At 47.0% G+C, this 22,633-nt stretch carries 16 protein-coding genes and 1 pseudogene; 9 read left to right on the top strand and 8 right to left on the bottom strand.

The annotated features are described in order from the left end of the window. Nucleotides 1-9 precede the first annotated feature (9 nt). The 4 genes and pseudogenes from AC2T0J_RS13525 to AC2T0J_RS13510 form a co-directional block, all read left to right on the top strand. Nucleotides 10-1,236 (top strand): RtcB family protein, encoded by a 1,227-nt coding sequence (locus tag AC2T0J_RS13525; RefSeq protein ID WP_489806329.1) that lies wholly within the window; start codon nucleotides 10-12, stop codon nucleotides 1,234-1,236. 3 nt (nucleotides 1,237-1,239) lie between these two features. Beyond that, nucleotides 1,240-2,277: an RNA 3'-terminal phosphate cyclase gene (gene rtcA / locus AC2T0J_RS13520; RefSeq protein ID WP_489806328.1), complete on the top strand. Its 1,038-nt coding sequence runs from the start codon at nucleotides 1,240-1,242 to the stop codon at nucleotides 2,275-2,277. A 19-nt stretch (nucleotides 2,278-2,296) separates the two neighbouring features. Beyond that, the gene (locus tag AC2T0J_RS13515) at nucleotides 2,297-3,103 is read left to right on the top strand and encodes a nucleotidyltransferase domain-containing protein (RefSeq protein ID WP_489806327.1); all 807 of its coding nucleotides are present in this window, start codon (nucleotides 2,297-2,299) and stop codon (nucleotides 3,101-3,103) included. Between the two features lie 88 nt (nucleotides 3,104-3,191). After that, nucleotides 3,192-4,040: pseudogene (locus AC2T0J_RS13510) on the top strand (IS30 family transposase); the annotation flags it as partial. Nucleotides 4,041-4,413: 373 nt separating this feature from the next. Here the strand turns inward: AC2T0J_RS13510 and AC2T0J_RS13505 are convergent. After that, a complete protein-coding gene (locus AC2T0J_RS13505; protein WP_489806326.1) occupies nucleotides 4,414-5,364 on the bottom strand; it encodes an IS30 family transposase in 951 nt (316 codons plus the stop codon). 96 nt (nucleotides 5,365-5,460) lie between these two features. Here AC2T0J_RS13505 and AC2T0J_RS13500 point away from each other — a divergent pair, with 96 nt between their 5' ends. Both AC2T0J_RS13500 and AC2T0J_RS13495 read left to right on the top strand, forming a co-directional pair. Continuing rightward, on the top strand, nucleotides 5,461-6,315 hold the full coding sequence (locus AC2T0J_RS13500) for a HamA C-terminal domain-containing protein (RefSeq protein WP_489810340.1): 855 nt from the start codon (nucleotides 5,461-5,463) through the stop codon (nucleotides 6,313-6,315). Next, a complete protein-coding gene (locus AC2T0J_RS13495; protein ID WP_489806325.1) occupies nucleotides 6,285-8,621 on the top strand; it encodes a helicase-related protein in 2,337 nt (778 codons plus the stop codon). Before AC2T0J_RS13500 ends, AC2T0J_RS13495 begins: the two co-directional genes overlap by 31 nt. A gap of 130 nt (nucleotides 8,622-8,751) precedes the next feature. Here AC2T0J_RS13495 and gcvP read toward each other — a convergent pair whose 3' ends face one another. The 3 genes from gcvP to gcvT form a co-directional block, all read right to left on the bottom strand. Further along, nucleotides 8,752-11,649 (bottom strand): aminomethyl-transferring glycine dehydrogenase, encoded by a 2,898-nt coding sequence (gene gcvP / locus AC2T0J_RS13490; protein ID WP_489806324.1) that lies wholly within the window; start codon nucleotides 11,647-11,649, stop codon nucleotides 8,752-8,754. A gap of 86 nt (nucleotides 11,650-11,735) precedes the next feature. Next, nucleotides 11,736-12,128 carry a glycine cleavage system protein GcvH gene (gcvH, locus tag AC2T0J_RS13485; protein ID WP_489806323.1) on the bottom strand — a complete coding sequence of 131 codons (393 nt, stop codon included), beginning with the start codon at nucleotides 12,126-12,128 and terminating at the stop codon, nucleotides 11,736-11,738. A gap of 26 nt (nucleotides 12,129-12,154) precedes the next feature. After that, nucleotides 12,155-13,249 carry a glycine cleavage system aminomethyltransferase GcvT gene (gcvT, locus tag AC2T0J_RS13480; protein WP_489806322.1) on the bottom strand — a complete coding sequence of 365 codons (1,095 nt, stop codon included), beginning with the start codon at nucleotides 13,247-13,249 and terminating at the stop codon, nucleotides 12,155-12,157. Between the two features lie 139 nt (nucleotides 13,250-13,388). On the opposite strand from gcvT, the gene AC2T0J_RS13475 reads away from it, so the two are divergent. The 3 genes from AC2T0J_RS13475 (at nucleotide 13,389) to AC2T0J_RS13465 (ending at nucleotide 17,385) form a co-directional block, all read left to right on the top strand. Next, nucleotides 13,389-14,240, top strand: a complete 852-nt coding sequence (locus AC2T0J_RS13475) for a LysR family transcriptional regulator (RefSeq protein ID WP_489810339.1) — start codon at nucleotides 13,389-13,391, stop codon at nucleotides 14,238-14,240. A gap of 69 nt (nucleotides 14,241-14,309) precedes the next feature. Continuing rightward, the gene (locus AC2T0J_RS13470; RefSeq protein ID WP_489806321.1) at nucleotides 14,310-17,117 is read left to right on the top strand and encodes a hybrid sensor histidine kinase/response regulator; all 2,808 of its coding nucleotides are present in this window, start codon (nucleotides 14,310-14,312) and stop codon (nucleotides 17,115-17,117) included. 97 nt (nucleotides 17,118-17,214) lie between these two features. Continuing rightward, nucleotides 17,215-17,385 carry a hypothetical protein gene (locus tag AC2T0J_RS13465; RefSeq protein ID WP_489806320.1) on the top strand — a complete coding sequence of 57 codons (171 nt, stop codon included), beginning with the start codon at nucleotides 17,215-17,217 and terminating at the stop codon, nucleotides 17,383-17,385. 64 nt (nucleotides 17,386-17,449) lie between these two features. Here AC2T0J_RS13465 and AC2T0J_RS13460 read toward each other — a convergent pair whose 3' ends face one another. From AC2T0J_RS13460 to ubiH, 4 genes are all read right to left on the bottom strand, one after another. Beyond that, nucleotides 17,450-18,727 carry a M24 family metallopeptidase gene (locus AC2T0J_RS13460; protein ID WP_489806319.1) on the bottom strand — a complete coding sequence of 426 codons (1,278 nt, stop codon included), beginning with the start codon at nucleotides 18,725-18,727 and terminating at the stop codon, nucleotides 17,450-17,452. A gap of 23 nt (nucleotides 18,728-18,750) precedes the next feature. After that, a complete protein-coding gene (locus tag AC2T0J_RS13455) occupies nucleotides 18,751-20,106 on the bottom strand; it encodes a M24 family metallopeptidase (RefSeq protein ID WP_489806318.1) in 1,356 nt (451 codons plus the stop codon). A 122-nt stretch (nucleotides 20,107-20,228) separates the two neighbouring features. Then, nucleotides 20,229-21,404, bottom strand: a complete 1,176-nt coding sequence (locus AC2T0J_RS13450) for an FAD-dependent monooxygenase (RefSeq protein WP_489806317.1) — start codon at nucleotides 21,402-21,404, stop codon at nucleotides 20,229-20,231. A 25-nt stretch (nucleotides 21,405-21,429) separates the two neighbouring features. Next, a complete protein-coding gene (ubiH, locus tag AC2T0J_RS13445; protein WP_489806316.1) occupies nucleotides 21,430-22,623 on the bottom strand; it encodes a 2-octaprenyl-6-methoxyphenyl hydroxylase in 1,194 nt (397 codons plus the stop codon). Between the last annotated feature and the right edge of the window lie 10 nt (nucleotides 22,624-22,633).

Here is a 22,633-nt window from a genome sequence, read left to right as displayed (position 1 = left end):
GAGTAAATAATGTGTAGCAACTACAACGTTATTGAAAGCGAAGGAAGAGCAACAATTAAGGCGTGGACCAAGGGTGTCCCGTTTGAAGACAAGGCTCAAGAACAGTTAAATAACATCGCCAGCATGCCATTGGTTCACTCCCATATTGCCGTTATGCCCGACGTACATATGGGCAAAGGCGCAACGATAGGCAGTGTAATCCCCTCTGTTGATGCGGTCATCCCTGCGGCAGTGGGTGTAGATATCGGATGCGGTATGGTGGCTACAAAAACCACCCTATCCGCCAGCCAGTTGCCAGATAACTTGTCGGGTATCAGAAGCGCCTTTGAAGCCGCTATTCCACACGGGAGAAGCGCAAGAGCCAGAGGCTCACGGGATAAAGGCGCCTGGCATAACATTCCGGATGTGGTCGCCGCTGAGTGGAAGAAACTGGAGGCCCGGTTTGAACGCATATGTGAAAAGCACCCGGAAATCAGAAAGAGTAACCACGTAAACCATTTAGGTACGATGGGAACAGGCAACCACTTTCTTGAACTGTGTTTAGATGAAAACAACGCAGTATGGATCATGCTGCATTCAGGCAGTCGCGGCGTGGGTAATCGTATTGGTACCTATTTTATAGAGCTGGCTAAAAAGGAAATGGAGCGTCATCAGATAAATCTGCCTGATAGAGATTTGGCATACCTGGAAGAAGGCAGTGAGTATTTTGATGACTATGTTGAAGCGGTGGAATGGGCACAAGACTATGCCGCGAAAAACCGTGAGATCATGATGATTAATGCCATTGCCGCATTGAGAAAACAGATCCCCACGGCATTTTCAACGGCAGAACTCGCTGTGAACTGCCACCATAACTATATTTCCCGTGAGCGGCATTTTGGCAAAAACTGCTTTGTGACACGTAAAGGTGCTGTACGGGCAGAGAAAGGTGAAATGGGGATCATTCCTGGCAGCATGGGAGCGCGTTCCTTCATCGTAAGAGGCCTGGGAAACCCTGAAAGTTTCAACAGTTGTAGCCATGGCGCCGGGCGAGTCATGTCACGGACGCAGGCGAAAAAGATCTATAACATAAAAGATCAGATTGAAGCGACTCAGGGCGTGGAATGCCGTAAGGATGAGTCAGTGATTGATGAGATCCCACATGCTTATAAGGATATTGATAAAGTCATGGAAGCCCAGAAAGACCTGGTTGAAGTGGTTTACACCTTAAAGCAAGTTGTGTGTGTAAAGGGGTAAACAATGACGTACTTACAACTTGATGGTGCGCAAGGTGAAGGCGGCGGACAGGTGTTAAGGACAGCCTTAACCATGTCCGTCCTCACTAAGCAACCTATTGAAATAGTAAACATACGTGCCAAACGCAAAAAGTCAGGGTTATTGCGTCAACACCTCACCTCAGTACTGGCCGCGCAAGCGATATGCGGCGCGACCACAGAGGGTGTGGAGCTAGGTGCTGGGCGAATACGGTTTACACCCTGTGAGGTTGTACCGGGTGATTACCATTTCTCAATAGGAACGGCGGGTAGCACTGTACTGGTCTGCCAGACCATTTTACCAATACTGGCATTGGCCAATGCCAGTTCAAGTGTGACCTTTGAAGGTGGCACACATAATGGCATGTCACCATCACTGTGCTTTCTGGAGCAATCCTATTTGCCGCTGTTACAGAAGATGGGAATAGGATGTCAGGTTGAAAGGTCAGCTCTGGGGTTTTATCCCGCAGGTGGCGGCAAGTGGAAAATCACTATCAACCCAGCCAAAGACTTGAGTCGGATTGAACTAACAGAAGCTGCTAGCAACTTTGCTGTAGCACCAGAAAACTGCCGGCTAGATGCTTTGGTCAGTCAGTTACCGCCTTCGATTGGCGAACGAGAGATAGAAACAGCAAGAGCCATATTGAACTGGAACGCTTCAAAAGGCGCAGTCACAGAGGTAGATTCACTCGGGCCTGGTAATAGCTTTCAGTTGAAAATTGACAGTAAAACGCACACAAGCCTATTTGAAGTGGTCGGCGAACTGGGAGTTTCCGGAGAACGGGTCGCCAAACGATGTGCTGGCCGCGTGAGAAAGTTTATTCATTCGCAAGCGGCAGTGGAGGAGCAACTGGCAGACCAACTACTCATTCCAATGGTGTTGGCCGGCAGTGGGAGTTATACCACCACAAAACCAACGTTGCATACGACCACCAATATTGAGGTCATCCGGCAGTTTGTGGATATAAATATAACAATGAAAAGGCACAATGAGGTGTGTTGGAAAATCACTTTAGATAGATAAATTATTGGAGTAATACAACATGGAAAACAAACACGCACCGGACGCGATAGAGCCGGAAATAAGAGCAGAAATACTGAGGCGTATAACCGCAGCAGAGCAGGAACACAATGTAAAAATACTTTACGCCGTTGAATCAGGCAGTCGCGCCTGGGGATTTGCCAGCCCCAACAGTGACTACGATGTGCGATTTATCTATGCGCATCCTAAAGACTGGTATTTAACTGTGAATGTGGAAGATAAGCGCGATGTCATCGAATACCCGATAGTAGATGAAATCGATATCAATGGTTGGGATATCAAAAAGGCCCTTAAGCTGTTTTGGAAATCCAACCCGGCTTTTATCGAATGGCTTCAGTCCCCTATCGTGTATGTTGATGATGGGCACTTTGCTGCACAAGCCCGAGAAATGATGCCGCGTATAGCATCATCATATAAAGGTATATACCACTACCTGCATATGGCCAAAGGCAACTATCGTGAGTTCTTAAAAAAGGACGTCGTACCGCTAAAAAAGTACTTTTATGTGTTACGACCATTGCTCGCCATCATGTGGTTGGAGCGTTATGACAAACCGGCCCCCATAGAGTTTGACGTATTACGTAAATTGGTTGCAGATAACTCATTGTTGGATGAGGCGATAACTGACCTTTTGGCTCGAAAGAAAGTGAGCCTTGAAAAGGAATACGCAAGTGCAGTACCTGTGATAAACGATTTCATCGAATCAGAATTTAAACGTCACGAGTCTTATGCCACTAGCGTCACTGAACGAGACGCCAATTTTGATGAACTGAACACCTTGTTTAAGTCTGTATTTGCATATGTTTAAAGCGCTACCCATTTCTATATGGGTCGCGCTTTTCTCTCAACATTTAAACCAGAACGGATGGAAAGTGTCTAGAGAAGTCTGGTCGATTCACAGCACCATTAGTAGAGAAGTTAAACGTAATCGAATTCGAGATAGCCATTACCTACCGGAAGTCGCTCAGGCCAAGGCATTAAAACGGCGTTGTCAGGCCGCAAAGTACAGGATATCTGAACTGACGATTACCTTTGTTGAGTTCGGGCTTAACGAAAAGTGGAGCCCTGAGCAGATTACTGGTGTAGGTAAAATCATCGGTCATCACGTCAGTCACGAATGGATTTATGGCTACGTTCAGCGTGATAAATTACGCGGCGGTAAATTGTATAAACAGCTACGCCAGAGCCACCGAAGATACCGTAAAGGTAGCCGCGCGAAGCGTGTAATTATCCCAAATCGTGTTGGCATAGAGCATCGTCCCGCTATCGTGAACAAGAAGAAGCGGTTCGGTGACTGGGAAGCTGACACGGTTTTAGGCAAGCAAGGAACGGGCGCGATTGTTAGCCTGGTAGAGCGTAAAAGTAAGCTGTATCTGATACGCAAAGTGCCAGCGAAAAGTGCAGCCGATGTGGCCTGTGCCATGGTTGGCATGTTGTGGAAATATCGCAGTCATGTCCGAACTATCACGGCGGACAACGGCAGCGAATTCTGTGACCACGAGCTGGTCGCAGAGAAGCTTAAAACGGATATTTACTTCGCGAACCCTTATTCATCCTGGGAAAGCGGACTGAATGAAAACTTTAACGGTTTGCTTCGCCAATACATACGTAAAGGCACCGATTTGCGGACAGTAACGGACAAACAAATTGCTGAGATTGAACGGGCATTAAATGCCAGGCCGAGAAAGTGTCTCGGCTTCAGGCAACCTGTCGCGATATTCAATGAATTACGCAAGGCTGCCTAATTTAGCGAGTGGTGCACTTCGGAGTTGAATTCGCGAGCAGTTTGTTTGAGATTTTTTATCTTTGAAAAAACTCATCTGTATCCGAATAACCTTTTTTACTGGATTTCTTCAGGCTTCATCAACGATTACCGTAAGTTTAAAGCTTGAAACTACGCCAATGCCAAGGAGAGATGGTTGGTTACTGGTAATTATCGAATGTTTTTTATACTATCTTATTGAAAACGACAACTTAGTTCCTATTACAGATATGGAACAACCTAAAAACAACAAGAAATAGGAATGTATATTTGAGAAAAGCACTCAAAAGCCTACTAGAAAAAACTCTCATATGGGAATACCGCGAATTCAACTCCGAAGTGCACCACTCGCTAAATTAGGCAGCCTGGCGTAATTCATTGAATACCGCAACAGGTTGCCTGAAGCCGAGACACTTTCTCGGCCTGGCATTTAATGCCCGTTCAATCTCAGTAATTTGCTTGTCCGTTACTGTCCGCAAATCGGTGCCTTTACGTATGTATTGGCGAAGCAAACCGTTAAAGTTTTCATTCAGTCCGCGTTCCCAGGATGAATAAGGGTTCGCGAAGTAAATATCCGTTTTAAGCTTCTCTGCGACCAGCTCGTGGTCACAGAATTCGCTGCCGTTGTCCGCCGTGATAGTTCGGACATGACTGCGATATTTCCACAACATGCCAACCATGGCACGGGCCACATCGGCTGCACTTTTCGCTGGCACTTTGCGTATCAGATACAGCTTACTTTTACGCTCTACCAGGCTGACAATTGCGCCAGTACCTTGCTTCCCCAGAACTGTGTCAGCTTCCCAGTCACCGAAGCGTTTTTTCTTGTCCACGATAGCTGGACGTTGCTCTATCCCAACGCGATTCGGGATAATCACACGCTTCGCGCGGCTACCATTACGGTATCTTCGGTGGCTCTGACGTAGCTGTTTATACAATTTACCGCCGCGTAATTTATCACGCTGGACGTAGCCATAAATCCATTCGTGACTGACGTGATGACCGATGATTTTACCTACACCAGTAATCTGCTCAGGGCTCCACTTTTCGTTAAGCCCGAACTCAACAAAGGTAATCGTCAGTTCAGATATCCTGTACTTTGCGGCCTGACAACGCCGTTTTAATGCCTTGGCCTGAGCGACTTCCGGTAGGTAATGGCTATCTCGAATTCGATTGCGCTTAACTTCACGACTAATGGTGCTGTGACTTACACTCAGACGCTTTCCAATCTCCCGATAACTGAAACCCTCGCGTAAGTAGGCTTCGATCTGGTATCGTTGTCCCTCGATCAACTGCTTGTAACTCATGGTAATACTCTAATTGTTTGGCGACTTTAGAATACCACCAACAGGCAGTTGGTCGTCTGTCACCCTTTAACCATGAGTGGTGCACTTATTATCTGAATTCGGGACCAACTCCCATGTTCAGAATCAGGAGTTAAAGGTGTCAATATTAGTACTTGGGGAGATGACGCATTTCAATGTACCTGTGAAAATAAACTCGCCCAAATTATATACAACTCAATCATCGAATATTCATTTAACGAATTTGAACTTACAGACAAAGATTACAATGATTTACTTGCAGTCGCTCTTCAAACAAAAATTAAATATAAAGATTGGCAGAAACAAGATATAAAAATTAAATATGGCTTTTATGGTGAAGTTTTACTCTACGCAATTTTAACTAATTTTTATCACGCCAACCCTATCATTTCTAGAGGTTACTTTTACAACCCATTAGAGAATTCAGAAACTAAAGGATATGATTCGTACCATATGATAGATGACGAGGGGAACTTAGAACTTTGGTTTGGAGAGGTCAAATTTAGAGCCACGCTTGCCAGTTGTGCGAAGTCAGCCATTGAAGGATTAGATAAAGCATTTTCTGATAGTTACTTGCGAGATAACATCTTGGCTATGGTAAACCATAGAAATAACTTTTCGGTTAAAGATTCAAAAATTGAAGCAATTCTTCATGAGTGGACTAACAACCCTTCGATTAATATTATTGAAGAGGTTAAAAAGTATGACATGAAGCTGATTTACCCTGTTTTACTCGTTTACCCAGACAATAGCGATGACTTCGAAACTAAAATTAAAAATACAATCGCTCATATCAACGAACGCTATTCTGAAAAGCAATATAATTTATCAGTGGATTTTGAACTATTTTTTATTTTAGTTCCTGTAAGCGAAGTCAAAAAAATTAAAGAGGATGTTATTTCATGGATAGAGTCGAAGCAGCCACTTCTATAGTAAAAGATTTAAATTTATTCCTGTCTGATTCTATAAATGATTACGACTTTATTAAAAAAGTATGTGACTACTTTGATAAAGTTAAAGGGCTGGAATTATCAGCTTCAGATCTTAAGTTTTTGAAATACATATCTAATGTTGCAGGAATCCCTCACTACTACGATTTATTACTATCAAAATTTAATTCGGCTGAAGACTTTGAGCACTATGATTTAAACACGGTTTCATCGATGCTTTATGAAAGCACTTTACACATTGATGAAAAAATCAAGATTCATAAATTTCAAAAGCAGGTGCTAAACCAATTTCGAACAACTGAACAAAATAGATATTTTCTATCTGCTACTACTTCATTTGGAAAAACTTTCCTGATATATGAAATCATAAAAAAGTTATCATACGACAATATTGTTCTAATATTTCCAACAATCGCGCTGTTATCTGAAAATTACGAAAGGCTGTTTACGGATGACAATTTTCGATATTTTTATAATGGCTTTGATATACATACCTTGAGTGATGTCGATGAATTTTCAGAAAAAAACATTTTCATTTTCACGCCAGAAAGATATTTATCTTTTATTGATAGACACCCTGAAATTAATATTGATTTTGTCTTTGTTGACGAAATTTACAAAATCGATAATGAATTTGTTATCGACACAACCAGTAAAGAAAATGAAAGAGATACTGCATATAGAGTTGCACTTAAAAGCATTTTGGATAAAAGCCAAGATATTCTTTTAGTCGGGCCTTATATCGACTTCCCAGATAAAAATGATAGTCAACTAAATCAATCCTTTAACACTTTCCTTAATAGCAATAAGTTTAAAATTATCGACTACAATAAGTACGAAATCGTAAGTAAAAGTAGTTTGATAGTAAGAAATGCAACTTTGAAATTCGATGATGAATTGACGATTGATTTAAAGGGGTATAGCCAGAAGAGTATCGGCTCTAGGATTTCCAAAATTGTTGATGATGTTCGTTCAATAAAAGAAAACTTAATTTTATACACAAAAGGGCCTGGGAAAGCAGAGTCATATGCAAAAGACGTGATAAGCCTTTCTACAATAGAGAATGACGAATTAAATCCTAATCTTCAAAGCTTTATCAGTCACCTTCTTAGTCATTATAAATACAATGATTGGGTGGTAATAAATGCACTGCAAAATAAAGTAGGAATTCACCACGGGTTAGTGCCAAAGTACATTCAAAAAGAAATAATAAACTTCTTTAATGATGGTCACTTAGATGTACTAATATCAACAACTACAATAACGGAAGGTGTAAATACCTCGGCTAAAAATCTACTTGTTGTTAACTCAACAAAAGGAAATAAAGACTTAAAAACCTTTGATGCCAAAAATATCGCAGGCCGTGCAGGACGATTTTTGCATCATTTTAGCGGCAGAGTAATAATTCTTGACAAGAAATTTAAAGATATTCTTGAAGGTTCTGATAGTGAAATTAAGCATAAAAACTTTGACCCCGACTCTAATAAAGATGAAATCGATTATTTCATAACTGACGAGTCATTCTTAAGTCAGGAAGATATATTAAAACGCCGAGAAGTAATTAGGCAGCAGAATATACGTGGTATACCAGATGAAATCATGTCTATGTACAAAGTTATATCTCACTCAGATAAAATAAGAGTTTATGATCAAATTTCATCATTAACCCCTGTAAGTCTTCACCAAATTAGATTACTTATCTCTTCAATTACTCGTAATCTAACAATTGATTACAATGGATTTAAGGTTGTTTTGAGTGTTGTAAAACCTATTGTGAGCAATAAAACACTAGCCTTTTTAATTAACAACGAATCGATTTTAAGAAATGGAACTAACGCTGGAAATAGTTACCCCACGTTGGTGTATTCTTTATCTGCATATCTTTCTGATGGCTTTGCAGGCAGTATTAAGTACAATTTAAGCCGAAAAGATAACAAAGGTAATTACTTTACTACTGACAAAGCAATTCAAGAGTCATCAAGATTTGTATTTAATACATTAAAATATCAATTAGTTAAATATCTTGGTGTATTTAATGTTATGTACAAATTCTTTTTATCCAAATCACAAAACAAGCCTATGGACGATATAGTTGGATTAGACCGCTTATTGCTAAAGTTAGAGTACAACGCAACATCTGACAAAGCGAGACTAGCAAGTGATTATGGCGTTCCTAGTAAAATTGTAGAATATTATGATGAAGAAGAATCAGAAAAAATAAGAAAAAGTTTTGACGCATTTGAAGAAAGTAAATTTCAACAAATAGAAAGTATTTTGAACAAGCAGTAAATAATTTTGGGGCATAAAACGAGTTAACAAAAAGGCGAACCATTTCTGGTTCGCCTTTTTTGAGTTCAACTAACTAGATTGTCACAATCTTAATTACCTGTAACAGACTTCATTACCAGTTATCAACTAATCACTCTTCAATATAACTTTCAAGTGGGGGGCAGCTACACATGAGGTTGCGGTCGCCGTATACGTCGTCGATACGGTTTACGCTCGGCCAGAATTTGTTGCGCGCAACAGTTGCCACCGGATACGCCGCAGTAGTGCGGTCGTAGCTGCGGTTCCAGTCGTTATCGCAAATATCAGCTAACGTATGCGGTGCATTATGCAGTGGGTTGTCAATGGCATCCCACTCACCACTTTCAACTTTGGCGATTTCGCTGCGAATGCTCACCATGGCTTCAACAAAACGGTCCAGCTCAAATTTAGACTCTGACTCGGTCGGCTCAATCATCAGCGTGCCCGCTACCGGGAAGCTCATGGTTGGCGCGTGGAAACCATAGTCATTTAAGCGTTTGGCAATATCCAGTTCGGTCACGCCTGAGGCTTCTTTTAACGGGCGTAGATCGATAATACATTCGTGTGCTACGTGTCCATTACGACCTTTGTATAGCACCGGATAATGGCCTTCCAGTGAACGCGCTACATAGTTGGCGTTCAAAATGGCCACCTCGGTGGCTTTACGTAAGCCTTCGCTGCCCATCATCTTGATGTACATGTAGCTGATTGGCAGGATAGAAGCACTCCCCCAGGGCGCGGCTGAAACTGCACCGCAGTCTTTACCCGCACCATCGATATTCACCACGCTGTGATTAGACAGGAATGGCGCCAGGTGCGCTTTAACACCAATAGGTCCCATACCCGGGCCACCGCCGCCGTGGGGAATACAGAAGGTTTTATGCAGGTTTAAATGCGATACGTCAGAGCCAATAAAGCCCGGGGCGGTAATACCTACCTGAGCATTCATGTTGGCGCCATCCATATATACCTGGCCACCATGTTCGTGCACGATATCGCAGATCTCGCGCACGGTTTCTTCGTATACACCGTGGGTTGATGGATAAGTGATCATGGCGCAAGACAGGTTATCACCCACTTCCTCAGCTTTGGTACGAAGATCGGCCAGATCCACATTTCCGTTTTTATCACAGGCAACCACTACCACTTTCAGGCTCACCATTTGCGCTGACGCAGGGTTAGTACCATGAGCTGAACTTGGGATCAGGCACACATTACGATGACCTTCACCACGGCTTTCATGATAGCGCTGAATGGCCAGCAAGCCTGCGTACTCCCCCTGGGCACCGGAGTTTGGCTGCATAGACAGGGCGTCGTAACCGGTAATGCTGATCAACCAGTCACTGAGTTCGCTGATCATTTCCTGATAACCAGCAGCCTGCTCAAGCGGCGCAAACGGGTGCAACTGACCAAACTCAGGCCAGGTCACCGGAATCATCTCTGCCGTGGCATTCAGCTTCATGGTGCACGAGCCCAAAGAAATCATCGAATGATTAAGCGCTAAGTCTTTATCTTCCAGGCTCTTAATGTAGCGTAACATCTCGGTTTCTGAGTGATAGCTGTTAAACACGTCGTGCGTGAGGTAGTCACTGGTACGTACCAGGTCGCTCGGAATAGACTGGCTGCCCTGCGTGGTTACCTGAGCATCGAGATCGTCAATGTTTAAGCCATGCTCTTCACCAACTAATGCGCTGAACAGGTTCAGCATGTCGTCGCGGGTAGTGGTTTCATCTAAAGCAATACCCACCGCGCCTTCCAGGTCGGTACGCAGATTGAGGCCCAGCGTCAGCGCTTTCTCAATCACACTTTCTTTGTTATCTACCAGCACGGTGAGTGTATCAAAATAGGTGCAATGCTTAAGCGCCAGACCTTTCTTGGCTAAACCGGCGGCCAGAATATCGGCAAAGCGGTGAATACGGCTGGCAATGGTTTTAATGCCTTCAGGGCCATGATAAACCGCGTAGAACGAGGCCATGTTGGCCAGTAATACCTGGGCAGTACAAATGTTGGAGTTGGCTTTTTCGCGGCGAATGTGTTGCTCGCGGGTTTGCAGCGCCATACGCAGTGCCTGACGACCACGGGTGTCTTTACTTACGCCAATGATACGGCCTGGTAATGAACGCTTGTAAGCATCACGGGTGGCAAAAAAGGCCGCGTGTGGACCGCCGTATCCCATGGGCACACCAAAACGTTGTGCACTGCCTAAGGCAACATCTGCACCCAGTTCACCGGGCGATTTCAGCAGCGCCAGGCTCATCAGGTCGGTGGCAACCGCCACAATGCCTTTTTTGGCTTGTACGGCTGCAATAATGTCGGTTAAGTCTTTTACTTCGCCGGTGGTGCCGGGATATTGCAATAAGGCACCAAATACTTCATGTTCAGCTGCCTGCTCAGCAGGACCGGTAATAATACCAAAGCCAAACATTTCGGCGCGGGTTTCTACCACGTCAAGGGTTTGCGGGTGCACATCGTCGGCAACAAAAAACAGGTTGGCTTTTTTGTTTTTAGAGACCCGTTTGGCCAGCGCCATGGCTTCCGCCGCAGCGGTACCTTCGTCTAGCAATGAGGCTGAAGCCAGCTCAAGGCCGGTTAAATCGATAGTCAGTTGCTGGAAGTTCAGGATTGCTTCTAAGCGACCCTGGGCAATTTCCGGCTGATACGGCGTATAAGCGGTATACCAACCCGGGTTTTCCAGCACGTTACGTAAAATAACATTCGGCACATGCGTATCGTAATAGCCCATGCCGATAAACGAGCGATTAATTTTATTCTTTGCGGCGGTTGCTTTAAGGGCTGCCAGCGCTTCAACTTCGGTGGCACCTTCGCCCACTTCAATGGGTTTATCCAGACAAATGCTGTTTGGCACAGTCTGGTTAATCAGGTCATCTAATGAGCTGGCGCCCACTTTTTCCAGCATCTGCTGGATTTCATCTTCGCTAGGGCCTACATGGCGACTTACGAAAGCATTTTTTTGCTCTAACTGAGCCAGTGAAATTGAAGCGTTTGACATAATTCGTTAAGCATCTGCAATAGAGTAAAAAGAATAAACAAAGGGGCCAATATCGCCCCTTTATTATCAATGTTGTAACGTCAGACTTATTCGTCGTCTTCGATACTGGCGGCGTAGCCTTCAGCGTCGAGCAGCTCGTCTACTTCAGCCACATCGTCGGCCTTAATTTTAAACAACCAGCCGTCACCGTAGGGGTCTGAGTTAACCAGTTCTGGTGAGTCTTCGAGTTCTTCGTTTACCGCCAGCACTTCACCGGTAAGAGGCGTGTAAACGTCTGACGCGGCCTTAACCGATTCTGCAACAGCCACATCGTCACCGGCATTCACCTGATCACCCACATCCGGTAAATCAACAAATACCATATCACCTAATAAATCCTGCGCGTGTTCAGTGATACCAATGGTAAAAACTCCATCACCTTCCGGGCGAACCCATTCGTGTGACGCCGCGTAACGTAAATCATTTGGGATAGTACTCATGTGTATTCCTGCTCTTCGTTAATTTGTTATAAAACACTTTTTCCATTGCGGACAAAACTGGGCTTAACCACTTCTACTTTAACCCACTTTTTACGCATTTCCACCTCTACGGTGCTGCTGTTAGTCGCAGGAATACGCGCCATGGCGATGGCATGTCCAAGGGTTGGTGAGAAGGTACCCGACGTAATAATGCCCGCTTCGCCTTCTGCTGTTTTTACATTCAGGCCGGCGCGTAATACGCCTTTTTCTTTCATTACCAGGCCAACCAGTTTGCGAGTGCCCTGCCCGCGCTGCGCTTCAAGCGCCGCACGACCAACAAAATCACGCTCGGCAGGTTCCCAGCTAACGGTCCAGCCCATATTGGCTTCCAGAGGCGAAATGGTCTCGTCCATGTCCTGGCCATATAAATTCATGCCTGCTTCCAAACGCAGCGTATCCCGTGCTCCTAATCCGCTGGGTTTAACCCCAGCCTCAAGCAGGCTCTGCCACAGTTCAGGTGCTTTTTCTACCGGCACCATAACTTCGTAACCTGCTTCACCGGTGTATCCGGTAGTCGCGATAAATAAATCTTCGGCCTGCACACCATAGAAAGGCTTCATTCCCTCAACCGCCTCGTTTTGAGCGTTAGAGAAAACGGCTGCAGCTTTGGCTTTTGCTTCCGGCCCCTGCACGGCAATCATGGCAAATTCCGGACGCTCTGTAACGGTGACATCAAAGCCTTCGGTTTGCTTAATTAACCAGTTCATATCTTTTTCACGGGTCGCAGAGTTCACCACCATGCGGTAATTGGTCGCATCAAAATAATACACAATCAGGTCATCAACCACGCCGCCATCTTCGTTCAGCATGCCGCTGTATAGCGCTTTGCCTTTGTCCTTGAGCTTATCCACGTCGTTGGCCAGCAAATAACGTAGGTAATCTTTAGCCTGGCTGCCAGTAACATCAACAATGGTCATGTGCGACACGTCAAACATGCCCGCCGCCTGACGTACAGTATGGTGTTCTTCGATTTGCGATCCATAGTGAAGCGGCATATCCCAGCCGTGGAAATCGACCATCTTGGCACCTGACTCAAGGTGTTTATTGTATAACGCGGTGCGTTGTGTAGTTGCGCTGCTCATTGTGGCTAACCCGACATTGTGAAGATTCTGCATAAAAGTATAGGGAGGCCTGGCAATCACAACAAATTGGAAATTCTTATCAATACATTTAAAATACTTATATACATAAGCCTAAATATCAGAATTACTAATCTTTATGATGAAGCAGCTTTCCCTCGACAACCTGCGCACCTTCGTTGGTGTCATTGAACAAGGCGGCTATGCTAAAGCCGGTCAGTGGCTGGGACGTTCGCAACCTGCTATCAGTCTGCAGATAAAAAAGCTGGAAGAACAGTTGGGTAAAAAGCTGTTTACTAAAGTAGGTCAACGGCACTTACCGAGTACCGATGGCAACTGGCTGTACCCTAAAGCCAAGGAGCTGCTGGAACTTAACGACAGTATTTTCCGTAGTCTGGATCCCACCCCTTTACGCGGACGTATGCGGTTAGGGATCCCCAACGAGTTTGCCTCTACTTTGCTGCCCGGGCTAATAGGAGAATTTTCTAAACGTTACCCGGATGTATCGCTGGAAGTAACTTCTGCACTGAGCCGCGAGCTGCTTCACCCATCGCGGCAGAATGACTTCGACATGATTCTGGCGCTGGTTAATCCGGAGCAGGCTACCAACGGTGATGTGATTCTGGAAGATGAAGTAGTTTGGGTTGGCGATCCAGCCCACCCCCTGCTCACCCCCAATATTGCTCTGGTGCTGGCGCCCGATGGCTGTATTTATCGCAGTCGCATAATTACACACCTTAAACAACAAACTACGGCCTGGAAAATAAGTTACACCAACGCCGATTTATCCGGCCTGGTGGCGGCCATCCAACAGGGTTTAGGCATCACCGCACTGGCCCGCTCCAGTATGCCGGCTAACCTGATGGAGCTGAAACATAAAAATCTGCCGGCGCTGGGAGGGATTAACGTATGCCTGTTTAGTCAGTCTACCCAGCATCCGGTAGTGAGTAAGACACTGGCCGACTTCATCACTCGTCGGTTAAGAGAACGATAATGACCAACAGGGCTTGGTGGATCGCTACTTTGCACTATACTTTGCTCAAAGACACCGTTTTTCGATGATATGCTAAGTACTCCCATAGACAGTAATTTGGTTGACGATGACTATTCACTGTTAACCAGCGACATGACCGCAGAGGAAGCCGCCCAGCTTACACCTGTCTTTCACACGCTCACCGATCACCTTTGCCTGGATGGCGCTATGCTGCTGTGTCATTCACGTTCGCTGTGGAACCAGTTGTATTTCACCACAGAACACTCCCTGGACACCGAGTTTATCGAGTCATTACTGGGGCAATTCAGGGCCGAGAGTCGCTGGCATTGTCCCGCCGGCATTCTCGACTTTGCACTGGGAGAGCACGACGAGCTGGCAGCACTTACCTTGTTCAGTGAACCACTAAATATAGAACTCAGCCTCTGCGTGATGCTGAAGGCTGGCACCACTGCCGATGAAGCGCTGTTTAATCGCTTGCAGCATTATCTGAATATACTCACTACCTTGTGCCAGCATATTACCCGACAACGCATTTTGCAGGCCAGGCTAATCAAGAAAAAACGTCTTGGGTTTATTGTAGAAGCCACCGGAGCCGGCACCTGGGAATGGGAAATTCCCTCTCAACGCCTGCAACTCAACGCCCGCTGGGCCAATATGCTCGGCTATGAGCTTAACGAACTGGGCCCGCTGACGATAGAGACCATTCTTAATGCCATGCACCCTGAAGACCGGGATAAAGCCAGATTACTGCTGCAGGATTGTCTGCAGGGCCACAGTGAATACTACGATTTCGAATGCCGTATGCGACATAAAAACGGCGAGTGGGTCTGGTTTCTCGAACGCGGTAAGGTAACCGAATACAACGCTAAAGACGAGCCAGTTTTGATGGCCGGTACCCATACCGATATCAATGAGAAAAAGCGGTTCGAGATTGCTCTGACTGAAAAGGCCAGTTTCCAGCAGTTAATGTTCGATCACCTACCGGTGTATTTATTTGTTAAAGACACCGATTACCGCATTGTGATGGCCAATAATAAATTCATTTCCCTTTATCCCCCAGAGAAGCGGAATAACATCATAGGCTACACAACGGTTGAGGAATATAACAAGGATGAAGCCGCACAGTTTTTGCAAATGGATATCCTGGCCTTTGCCTCTGGCAGTTCAGAAAACGAAGAGCAGATCCAGTTTCCCAATGGCGAAATACGTACTTTGTGGACGAAGAAAATCCGCTTTGAGGATGCCCACGGGCAATCCTTCATCCTGGGTGTTGCAACCGACATTACCAACGTTAAGGCCAGTGAGCTGGCCATGCAGCTGGCAAAAAATGAAGCGGAGCAGGCGAACCAGGCTAAAAGTGAGTTTTTAGCCACCATGAGTCATGAGATCCGCACTCCAATGAACGGCATTATGGGTATGTTACAGTTGGCATTACAGCAGGCCAGTAATGAACAACAACAACGTCGCCTTGAACTTGCCCATACGAGTGCCAGTGCATTGCTCACCATTATTAACGATATTCTCGACTTTTCTAAAATCGAGGCGCAGAAAATGGAGCTGGACTACGCGCCTATCGAAATAGATCTACTGGTACAGCGAATAATTGAGGAGCAATTAGCTCACCTGAGTACGAAGCCTGTACAACTCCAGGTCGATTTGAGTGATTTACCCTTTAGCCGACTTACCGGCGATGAAGTACGCCTGGGGCAGGTGTTAACCAATCTACTGTCTAATGCGATTAAATTTACCGCCGAGGGGGAAGTGCGCCTTAGCCTGCGCGGTATTCCACTGGACAGCGAGCATATTTTGCTCGAAATGACCGTGGCAGATACCGGAATAGGCATGACGGACGCCCAGCAACAAGTCTTGTTTCAGCCGTTTAGTCAGGCCGACTCATCTACTACCCGGCGTTTTGGTGGCACCGGCCTCGGGCTATCCATTGTGCAACGCCTTACTCATATGATGGAAGGCAAAGTCACGGTTACCAGTAAACTTAATGAAGGCAGTCAGTTTACCGCAACGGCAACGCTGTCTTCGCCGGCCCGTCTGCAAGCACTACCGGAGGTAGGTGGCGTTATTGTGTTGAGCTCACTGCATAGTCAGGCCCGTTTGCTGTGTAAACAATTAGCCGCCTGGAAAGTTCGCTTTGTCTTAATTGACTCGCTCGACTCGCTGACTGAGTTCTGCGAAAAGATACCACCTAACATGGACTGGCTGATTGTTGATACTGCACTTCAGGCTGAATTTAGCGCCTGGAAAAGTAGTAAAAAACATGCCCGCCGGGTTGAGTTATTACCCGCTAATCAGGCTGTCTTTGCTGATCGTAACACTACCATTAACGCCACACTTCTACCTGACAATAAACAGCATGTCCTTAATAAGCCCGTATTACGGCATGAACTATTCGCCTTGTTGCAGGGTTCACCCAAAGCCGTTTCAAAGGAAACCGAGCTATCCTATATTCCGCCCCACCAATTGGCGCTCCCAACTGGCCGCATCATGATAGTAGAGGACAACCCTATTAATCGGGAGGTCGCTTTTTATATGTTGCAGGACGCTGGCTTCCCGGTGCTTTCAGCTGAAGATGGCAAGCATGCTATTGATTTGCTGAAAGCCAATAATGACATCGACCTTATTCTGATGGATTGTCGCATGCCGGTAATGGACGGCTTTGCTGCAACCCATGCTATCCGAACCGGTAAGGCAGGCAAGCACTACAAACATATCCCTATCGTAGCGTGTACTGCCAACGCCTCGGTGCATGACAAACAAGAATGCCTGCAAGCCGGCATGAACGCCTACATCACCAAACCGTTACGCAGGAAAATTCTAATCGATACTGTTTTATCGATACTTAATCCTGACTACACAATCTGATAATACTGGCTTTTTTCCGGCCTTCCTGTCAGCTCTCATTGTGCATCACAAGCACTATGATGAGCTGGCAGTTCACTATTATTTACGGAGAAAAATCATGAGCGAAACAACCATTACCATTCTTACTCAACAACAACTTAGTCATGTTTTCGGCGGTAGCGTTTCTCAGCTGCCGGGGTTCAGTCCGATCCCAATGCCAGCCCCGATGCCTGGTCCGGTGATCGTTCCCGAAAACAATGAAGACGATACGGTTTTCGTCGACCTCTAAGTAACCCCGATGGCATAGTATCGGCTAAGTTGACTGGCGACACTTCGCCGCCAGTCGACTTATTTCAAGCTCTTAACGGCTCAAGTTTCCCCAGTGGACTGAACAGCGACTCCGGAGGCGAGGTAAACCAGGCTGGGCCCTTCGCCGTCATATACAGGCAGTCTTCCAGCCGTACACCGAATTCACCGGGAATATAAATACCAGGCTCATTAGAGAAACACATGCCAGGCTGTAACACCGTCATCTCACCTTTTACAAAGTTGACACTTTCGTGCCCTTCCATGCCAATTCCATGACCGGTTCGGTGAGATAGCCCCGGTAGCACATAATCCGGTCCGTAACCTAATGCGCTATAATGCTCCCGCACGGCGTCGTCCACACTACCGGCCGGTTTACCGAGTTGCGCCGCGGCAAACGCGATCTCCTGCCCTTTACGTACGGTTTGCCACACCTGCAGCTGTTTTTTATCAGGCTCGCCAAACACAAACGTCCGGCTAATATCTGACTGGTAACCATGCACCGCACAACCGCAATCCATCAGTACTACAGAGCCATTCTCGATGACTTGTTGCTGACGGGTACCATGAGGGTACGCACTGGCTTCATTAAACAGCGCCAGGCTCCATGGCCGGCTGCCTCCCAGCGCCACCATAGCCTGATTCATCATACTTTTCACTTCGGCCTGAGACATCCCCTTGCGTAAGCGTTTATACACGTAGCCGTAAGCAGCCAGGGTTATTTCATTGGCTTTATGCATCAGCTTAAGTTCATGAGACGATTTCATCATTCTGCAGCCCCGGGTGACCGGTTCAGCGCTCACCGCAAGCAGTTGCGGGTTTACGCCCAGAATGCCGTCAGACACAAAAAAACGAACACTGTTTTCAAAGCCAACCGTGCCTTTTTTAATACCCCGATCGGCAAGAATTTCCGTCACCAATGCAAACGGGCTCTCGTGCTCCTGCCACACTCTCACATCGTCGCCCACTGCCAGGGATTCGCGGATACTGGGCTCTTCAAAGAACGGACACACCACGCCAATCTCACCGTCCCAGGGGATCACCACTGCAGTCAGTCTTTCACTGCGCCACCATTGAATACCGGTGAAATACACCATGGCTGCGCCAGGCTCTATAACAATCGCATCGATGTTCAGCTCGGCCATCAGTTTTTGTGCGCGGGCTATCCGACTACGTTTTTCAGTTACCGACACCGGCTGTAAATCCCCCACCAGCGACGTTAACGAGGTCAGCTCCTCACTCTGTGCTGCCGCATTGGCTCTACCCGCCAGCAAAAGACTCACGCCGCTTAAACCCGCAATTTTTAAAAATGTACGTTTATCCATCTCTCGTTCTTCTTGTTTGGATGTTAAAACTGATGCGAAAACACAGAGCGCGATGGGATTTCTATCAGGCGGGTCTGTCGCCCGTCCAGATACCAGACTCCGGTGTTATCAAAAAACGCATCTTCCTCCAGCATGATGCGAATTTCTTTGCCCCAGGGCTCCACCATCACCGCGTTATTCAGTTCAATGCTATAGGCAGTATTTACATGCAATGGATAATCACCATCACCGGGCACGCCACCCTGTTGATCCCACATACCCAGTGTGGTGCCCGCAGCATGGCCGTGATACCCCAGCGGATGCGTATAGATAGTTGGCTGTAATCCAGCCGCTTTTGCTTTGGCTAAACTGCTCGCCAGTACCGCATTACCCGTGCGGCCCGCAGCAAATTCTCGGGTAAAAATATCCTGTAACTGATTGGCTTTTTGCAGTGCCTGCTGCAGGTAATCCGGCGCGCTATTCTCACCAGGCATTAAAATATAGGCATGCTGCTGTGTATCGGTATTGAGGCCCAGATAAGTAATGCCAAAATCAACGTGCAACAAATCGCCGGGCAGAATCACCTCGGCCTGATCGTCGTCAAACGTGGTTTCGTGATCAAAGTGTTGATTATCGCTTCGCTGCAGCGATACGGACGGATGAAACCAGGTTAACAGCTTTAATTCTGCTACCCGTTCTCTGAACCACCACACCAGATCTTCAGTTGTGGTTTTGCCCACTATAATGGTTTTGGCAGAAAATCCTTCTGCGATGATCTGATGAGCCACGGCGACCATTTTTCTGTACTGCTCAATTTCGGCATCAATCCGGGTTTCGAGCCATCTCACCGCGAGAGCCTCAGCAGACACCACCCGTGATTGATATTTTGCAGGCAGCTTAGCCATTAACCTGGCACGGTCGGTAACGGTAAGGCCATCGGCATGAGCCCAGAATTCCGACTGGTTTACGCCAATCGTTTTAGGATCAAAACGCCTGATAATCGCATTCAGCGCCTGCCACTGGTCCGGCTCTGCGGATTTATCCCAGGCACGCTCAAACAGACTCCCCACCTTGTAAGGCGCGACAGCCAGTGTGTGAATCTTGTCCTGGTTATCTTTTGCAACCACTAAGATGGTGGTTCGTCTGGCAGTTTGTAGCCAGTCTGCAGGCAGAAATGTGCGTAACACCGGATCTTCATTATATTCACGGCTAATCATCAACCACATATCAATGCCGCTGTTGGTCATCAGTTGCGGCAGTAACAGTTCTACCCGCTTTGTCAGCAAGGCATCCTGCACTGCGGCCCTCTCGCGCAATGAAAGTAGCTCATCGGCCGGTTCAGCCTGACTGTTAAATACGCCTAAACCGCTCAGTAGCAGTAACACAACAAACACTCGCATACTCGGTATGCTCCTGATAGTGAATAAAGACTTAGCTACTGTATGCCCGCCTGGCCATAGTTGCAACGCCAGCTACGATAAGCTGGCATGCCAGATAGGTAAAGAAGAAAAAACGGTCGGGCTTACCAGCCCATTGCCTGAGTGATAAACCGTTGTTTTATGGCTGGGATCGCATCGGCGGTACACATCCCCACCCCGCGAATGAGTTTTTTAAGCGGGTGGCTGCCACCAAAGAGCTGTTTAAAGCTTTCCATGGCAGCAATCATCTTAATGGCTTCACTTTTACGTGCTCGCTCAAAGGCGCGCAACTGACTTGCCTGATGAAACGCAGCCTGCTTTGCAGCCAGGTTTTGCAAACTTTCAGCCAGCGCAAAAGCATCCTGTAAGCCGAGGTTTGCGCCTTGTCCGGCTAACGGATGAATAGTGTGTGCCGCATCACCAATAATGACCAACCCATCACTGAGCCACTGACGGGCGTAGCGCATGGTTAACGGGAAGTGCATGCGCGCGCTTTCAACTGTGATTTCGCCCACGTCGCCTTCAATCGCAACCTGCAGGGCTTTGGCAAAGTCACTGTTCGACAACGCCAGTAGCTCATCAGCGTACTGACTGTTCTGCGACCAGACAATAGAACATAAATGGGGCTCGCTTAAGGGTAACAAGGCCAGCGGTCCGGCAGGCGTAAACACCTGGCGGGCCACTTTACCATGTGGCGCTGCAGTTTTGATTGTTGCCACAATGGCAGTATGCCCGTAATCCTTAAAGGTCAGTGGAAAGTTGGCATATTTCCGAATAGCCGAATTAGCCCCATCGGCCCCGACTAACAACCGGCAGGACACCACCTCGTCGCTGTCCAGCATGAGCATGGTTTCAGATTGTCCGGCCAGTACTTTGGCAATATGGGTCGATGGTAACAACTGCACATTGGGCTGCTGACTGACCTGATGATGTAACGCGTTGACCAGAGACTGGTTCTCAATGATATGTCCCAGCTCAGAGGTTCCCATTTCTTCACTACTGAACTGGATCCGGCCGAAACTATCCTGATCCCAAACCTGCATCTGCGTGTAGGCACTCAGGCGCTGCTGGTCCAGATGCTGCCACACGCCCAGTTGCTCAAGCACTTGTTTATTCGCTGCATTAATCGCTGATACGCGCAGTTCGGGCTGATTTGTCAGAGGTTTGGCTATCGGGGTGGTGTCGATAAGGATCACCGACAGATCGGCATCTTTTAATGACCGGGCAAGTGCCAGTCCCACCATGCCTGCGCCTACAATTGCGATGTCCGCCTGATACATATTTTAAGTCCTGTATTGTTCGGATTTACTGTCCAAAACCCATGGTCTGGCGGACAAACTTTTGCGACAGGTTATCGCAAAACTCCATCGCCAGTAAGCCAGCATTCCGGCCTGCCACCAGCGGTGCGTACCGATTGGAGAACAGCCTTACCAGTCCATCCGTTAGCCCGATGGTGGTGGCTTTATCCCTTACTCTTTTTTGCCGGTATTGGTGTAACACCGAAAACGCCCCGGGATCTGATGCTTCGGCCAGTACATCGGCCAGCGTCAGCACATCCCTGAGTCCCAGATTAAAGCCCTGTCCGGCAATGGGATGTAAGGCCTGTGCGCCGTTCCCGACCACCACACAGCGATGACCGGTAAAATCTCGGATCTGAGTTAATACCAATGGGTAGCAGTGACGGCTGCCTACCTTTTTTACCATGCCATGACGATAACCGAGCTGCTGCTGCAAGCGACTGATAAACTTTGCTTCTGGCCACGCCAGCGCAGCGTCAGCCTCTTCATGACTGAGCGTCCAGACCAGCGAATAAAGGTTGGCATATTCACTGCTATCGCCTTCGGCGAACGGCAACATAGCTAACGGGCCATTGGAGGTGAACCGTTCATGAGCCCAGCCGCTATGCGGCTCACTCATCTGAACATTAGCAGTCAGGGCTGACTGACCGTAATCTTCACTGGTGCGCCTGAAATTGAGTTTATCGGCCAGCTCGGAACGCCCGCCATCTGCGAGCACCAGCAGACCCGCTTTTAAGCTGTCGCCATTACTGAGCTGCAGTTCAGTATTATCGGTCTGTTGGTTAACGCCATCGACCGTTATCCCTTCCAGTACATTGAGCCCGCTTAAGCCAGCAGGAAAGAGTTGCTGACCAAGCGCTTGTATACCCACGACCTGACCAAAACTGTTTAGTTGGTAATCGCTAGCGTGCAAGCGAGTCTGGCCGATAAACCCCTGATCAGAAACTAAAATATGTTCAATGGGAGTCGCGAAGGCTTTTTTCAGATTAATACCGACGTCAGTCAGAGCCTGTTCAGTGCGCTTGGCCAGAGCAATCACTCTGGCATCAAAGCCCGGATGACTCTGCGGATCCCGGCTAAACTGATTCGCATCGATAAGCGTAACACTATGACGGCCTTGCTTTATCAGCAAACGCGCCAACGCGGAGCCCACAGCTCCGCCACCTACAATAACAATATCCGACTGGTTAATATTCGCCACTACCTGTCTT

The organism is Alteromonas sp. ISO5, from assembly GCF_058105165.1.
Note: the sequence above shows the minus strand (reverse complement) of the source record. Positions and strands in the feature narration are given on the sequence as shown.

Bases quoted from the DNA above. Each gene is read 5' to 3' on its own strand.
- AC2T0J_RS13460 (WP_489806319.1), bottom strand. From the start codon at position 18,727: ATGGATAAACGTACATTTTTAAAAATTGCGGGTTTAAGCGGCGTGAGT.
- AC2T0J_RS13455 (WP_489806318.1), bottom strand. From the start codon at position 20,106: ATGCGAGTGTTTGTTGTGTTACTGCTACTGAGCGGTTTAGGCGTATTT.
- AC2T0J_RS13465 (WP_489806320.1), top strand. From the start codon at position 17,215: ATGAGCGAAACAACCATTACCATTCTTACTCAACAACAACTTAGTCAT.
- AC2T0J_RS13525 (WP_489806329.1), top strand. From the start codon at position 10: ATGTGTAGCAACTACAACGTTATTGAAAGCGAAGGAAGAGCAACAATT.
- AC2T0J_RS13495 (WP_489806325.1), top strand. From the start codon at position 6,285: ATGGATAGAGTCGAAGCAGCCACTTCTATAGTAAAAGATTTAAATTTA.
- gcvP (WP_489806324.1), bottom strand. From the start codon at position 11,649: ATGTCAAACGCTTCAATTTCACTGGCTCAGTTAGAGCAAAAAAATGCT.
- gcvH (WP_489806323.1), bottom strand. From the start codon at position 12,128: ATGAGTACTATCCCAAATGATTTACGTTACGCGGCGTCACACGAATGG.
- AC2T0J_RS13475 (WP_489810339.1), top strand. From the start codon at position 13,389: ATGAAGCAGCTTTCCCTCGACAACCTGCGCACCTTCGTTGGTGTCATT.
- AC2T0J_RS13505 (WP_489806326.1), bottom strand. From the start codon at position 5,364: ATGAGTTACAAGCAGTTGATCGAGGGACAACGATACCAGATCGAAGCC.
- gcvT (WP_489806322.1), bottom strand. From the start codon at position 13,249: ATGAGCAGCGCAACTACACAACGCACCGCGTTATACAATAAACACCTT.
- AC2T0J_RS13470 (WP_489806321.1), top strand. From the start codon at position 14,310: ATGCTAAGTACTCCCATAGACAGTAATTTGGTTGACGATGACTATTCA.
- rtcA (WP_489806328.1), top strand. From the start codon at position 1,240: ATGACGTACTTACAACTTGATGGTGCGCAAGGTGAAGGCGGCGGACAG.
- AC2T0J_RS13450 (WP_489806317.1), bottom strand. From the start codon at position 21,404: ATGTATCAGGCGGACATCGCAATTGTAGGCGCAGGCATGGTGGGACTG.
- AC2T0J_RS13515 (WP_489806327.1), top strand. From the start codon at position 2,297: ATGGAAAACAAACACGCACCGGACGCGATAGAGCCGGAAATAAGAGCA.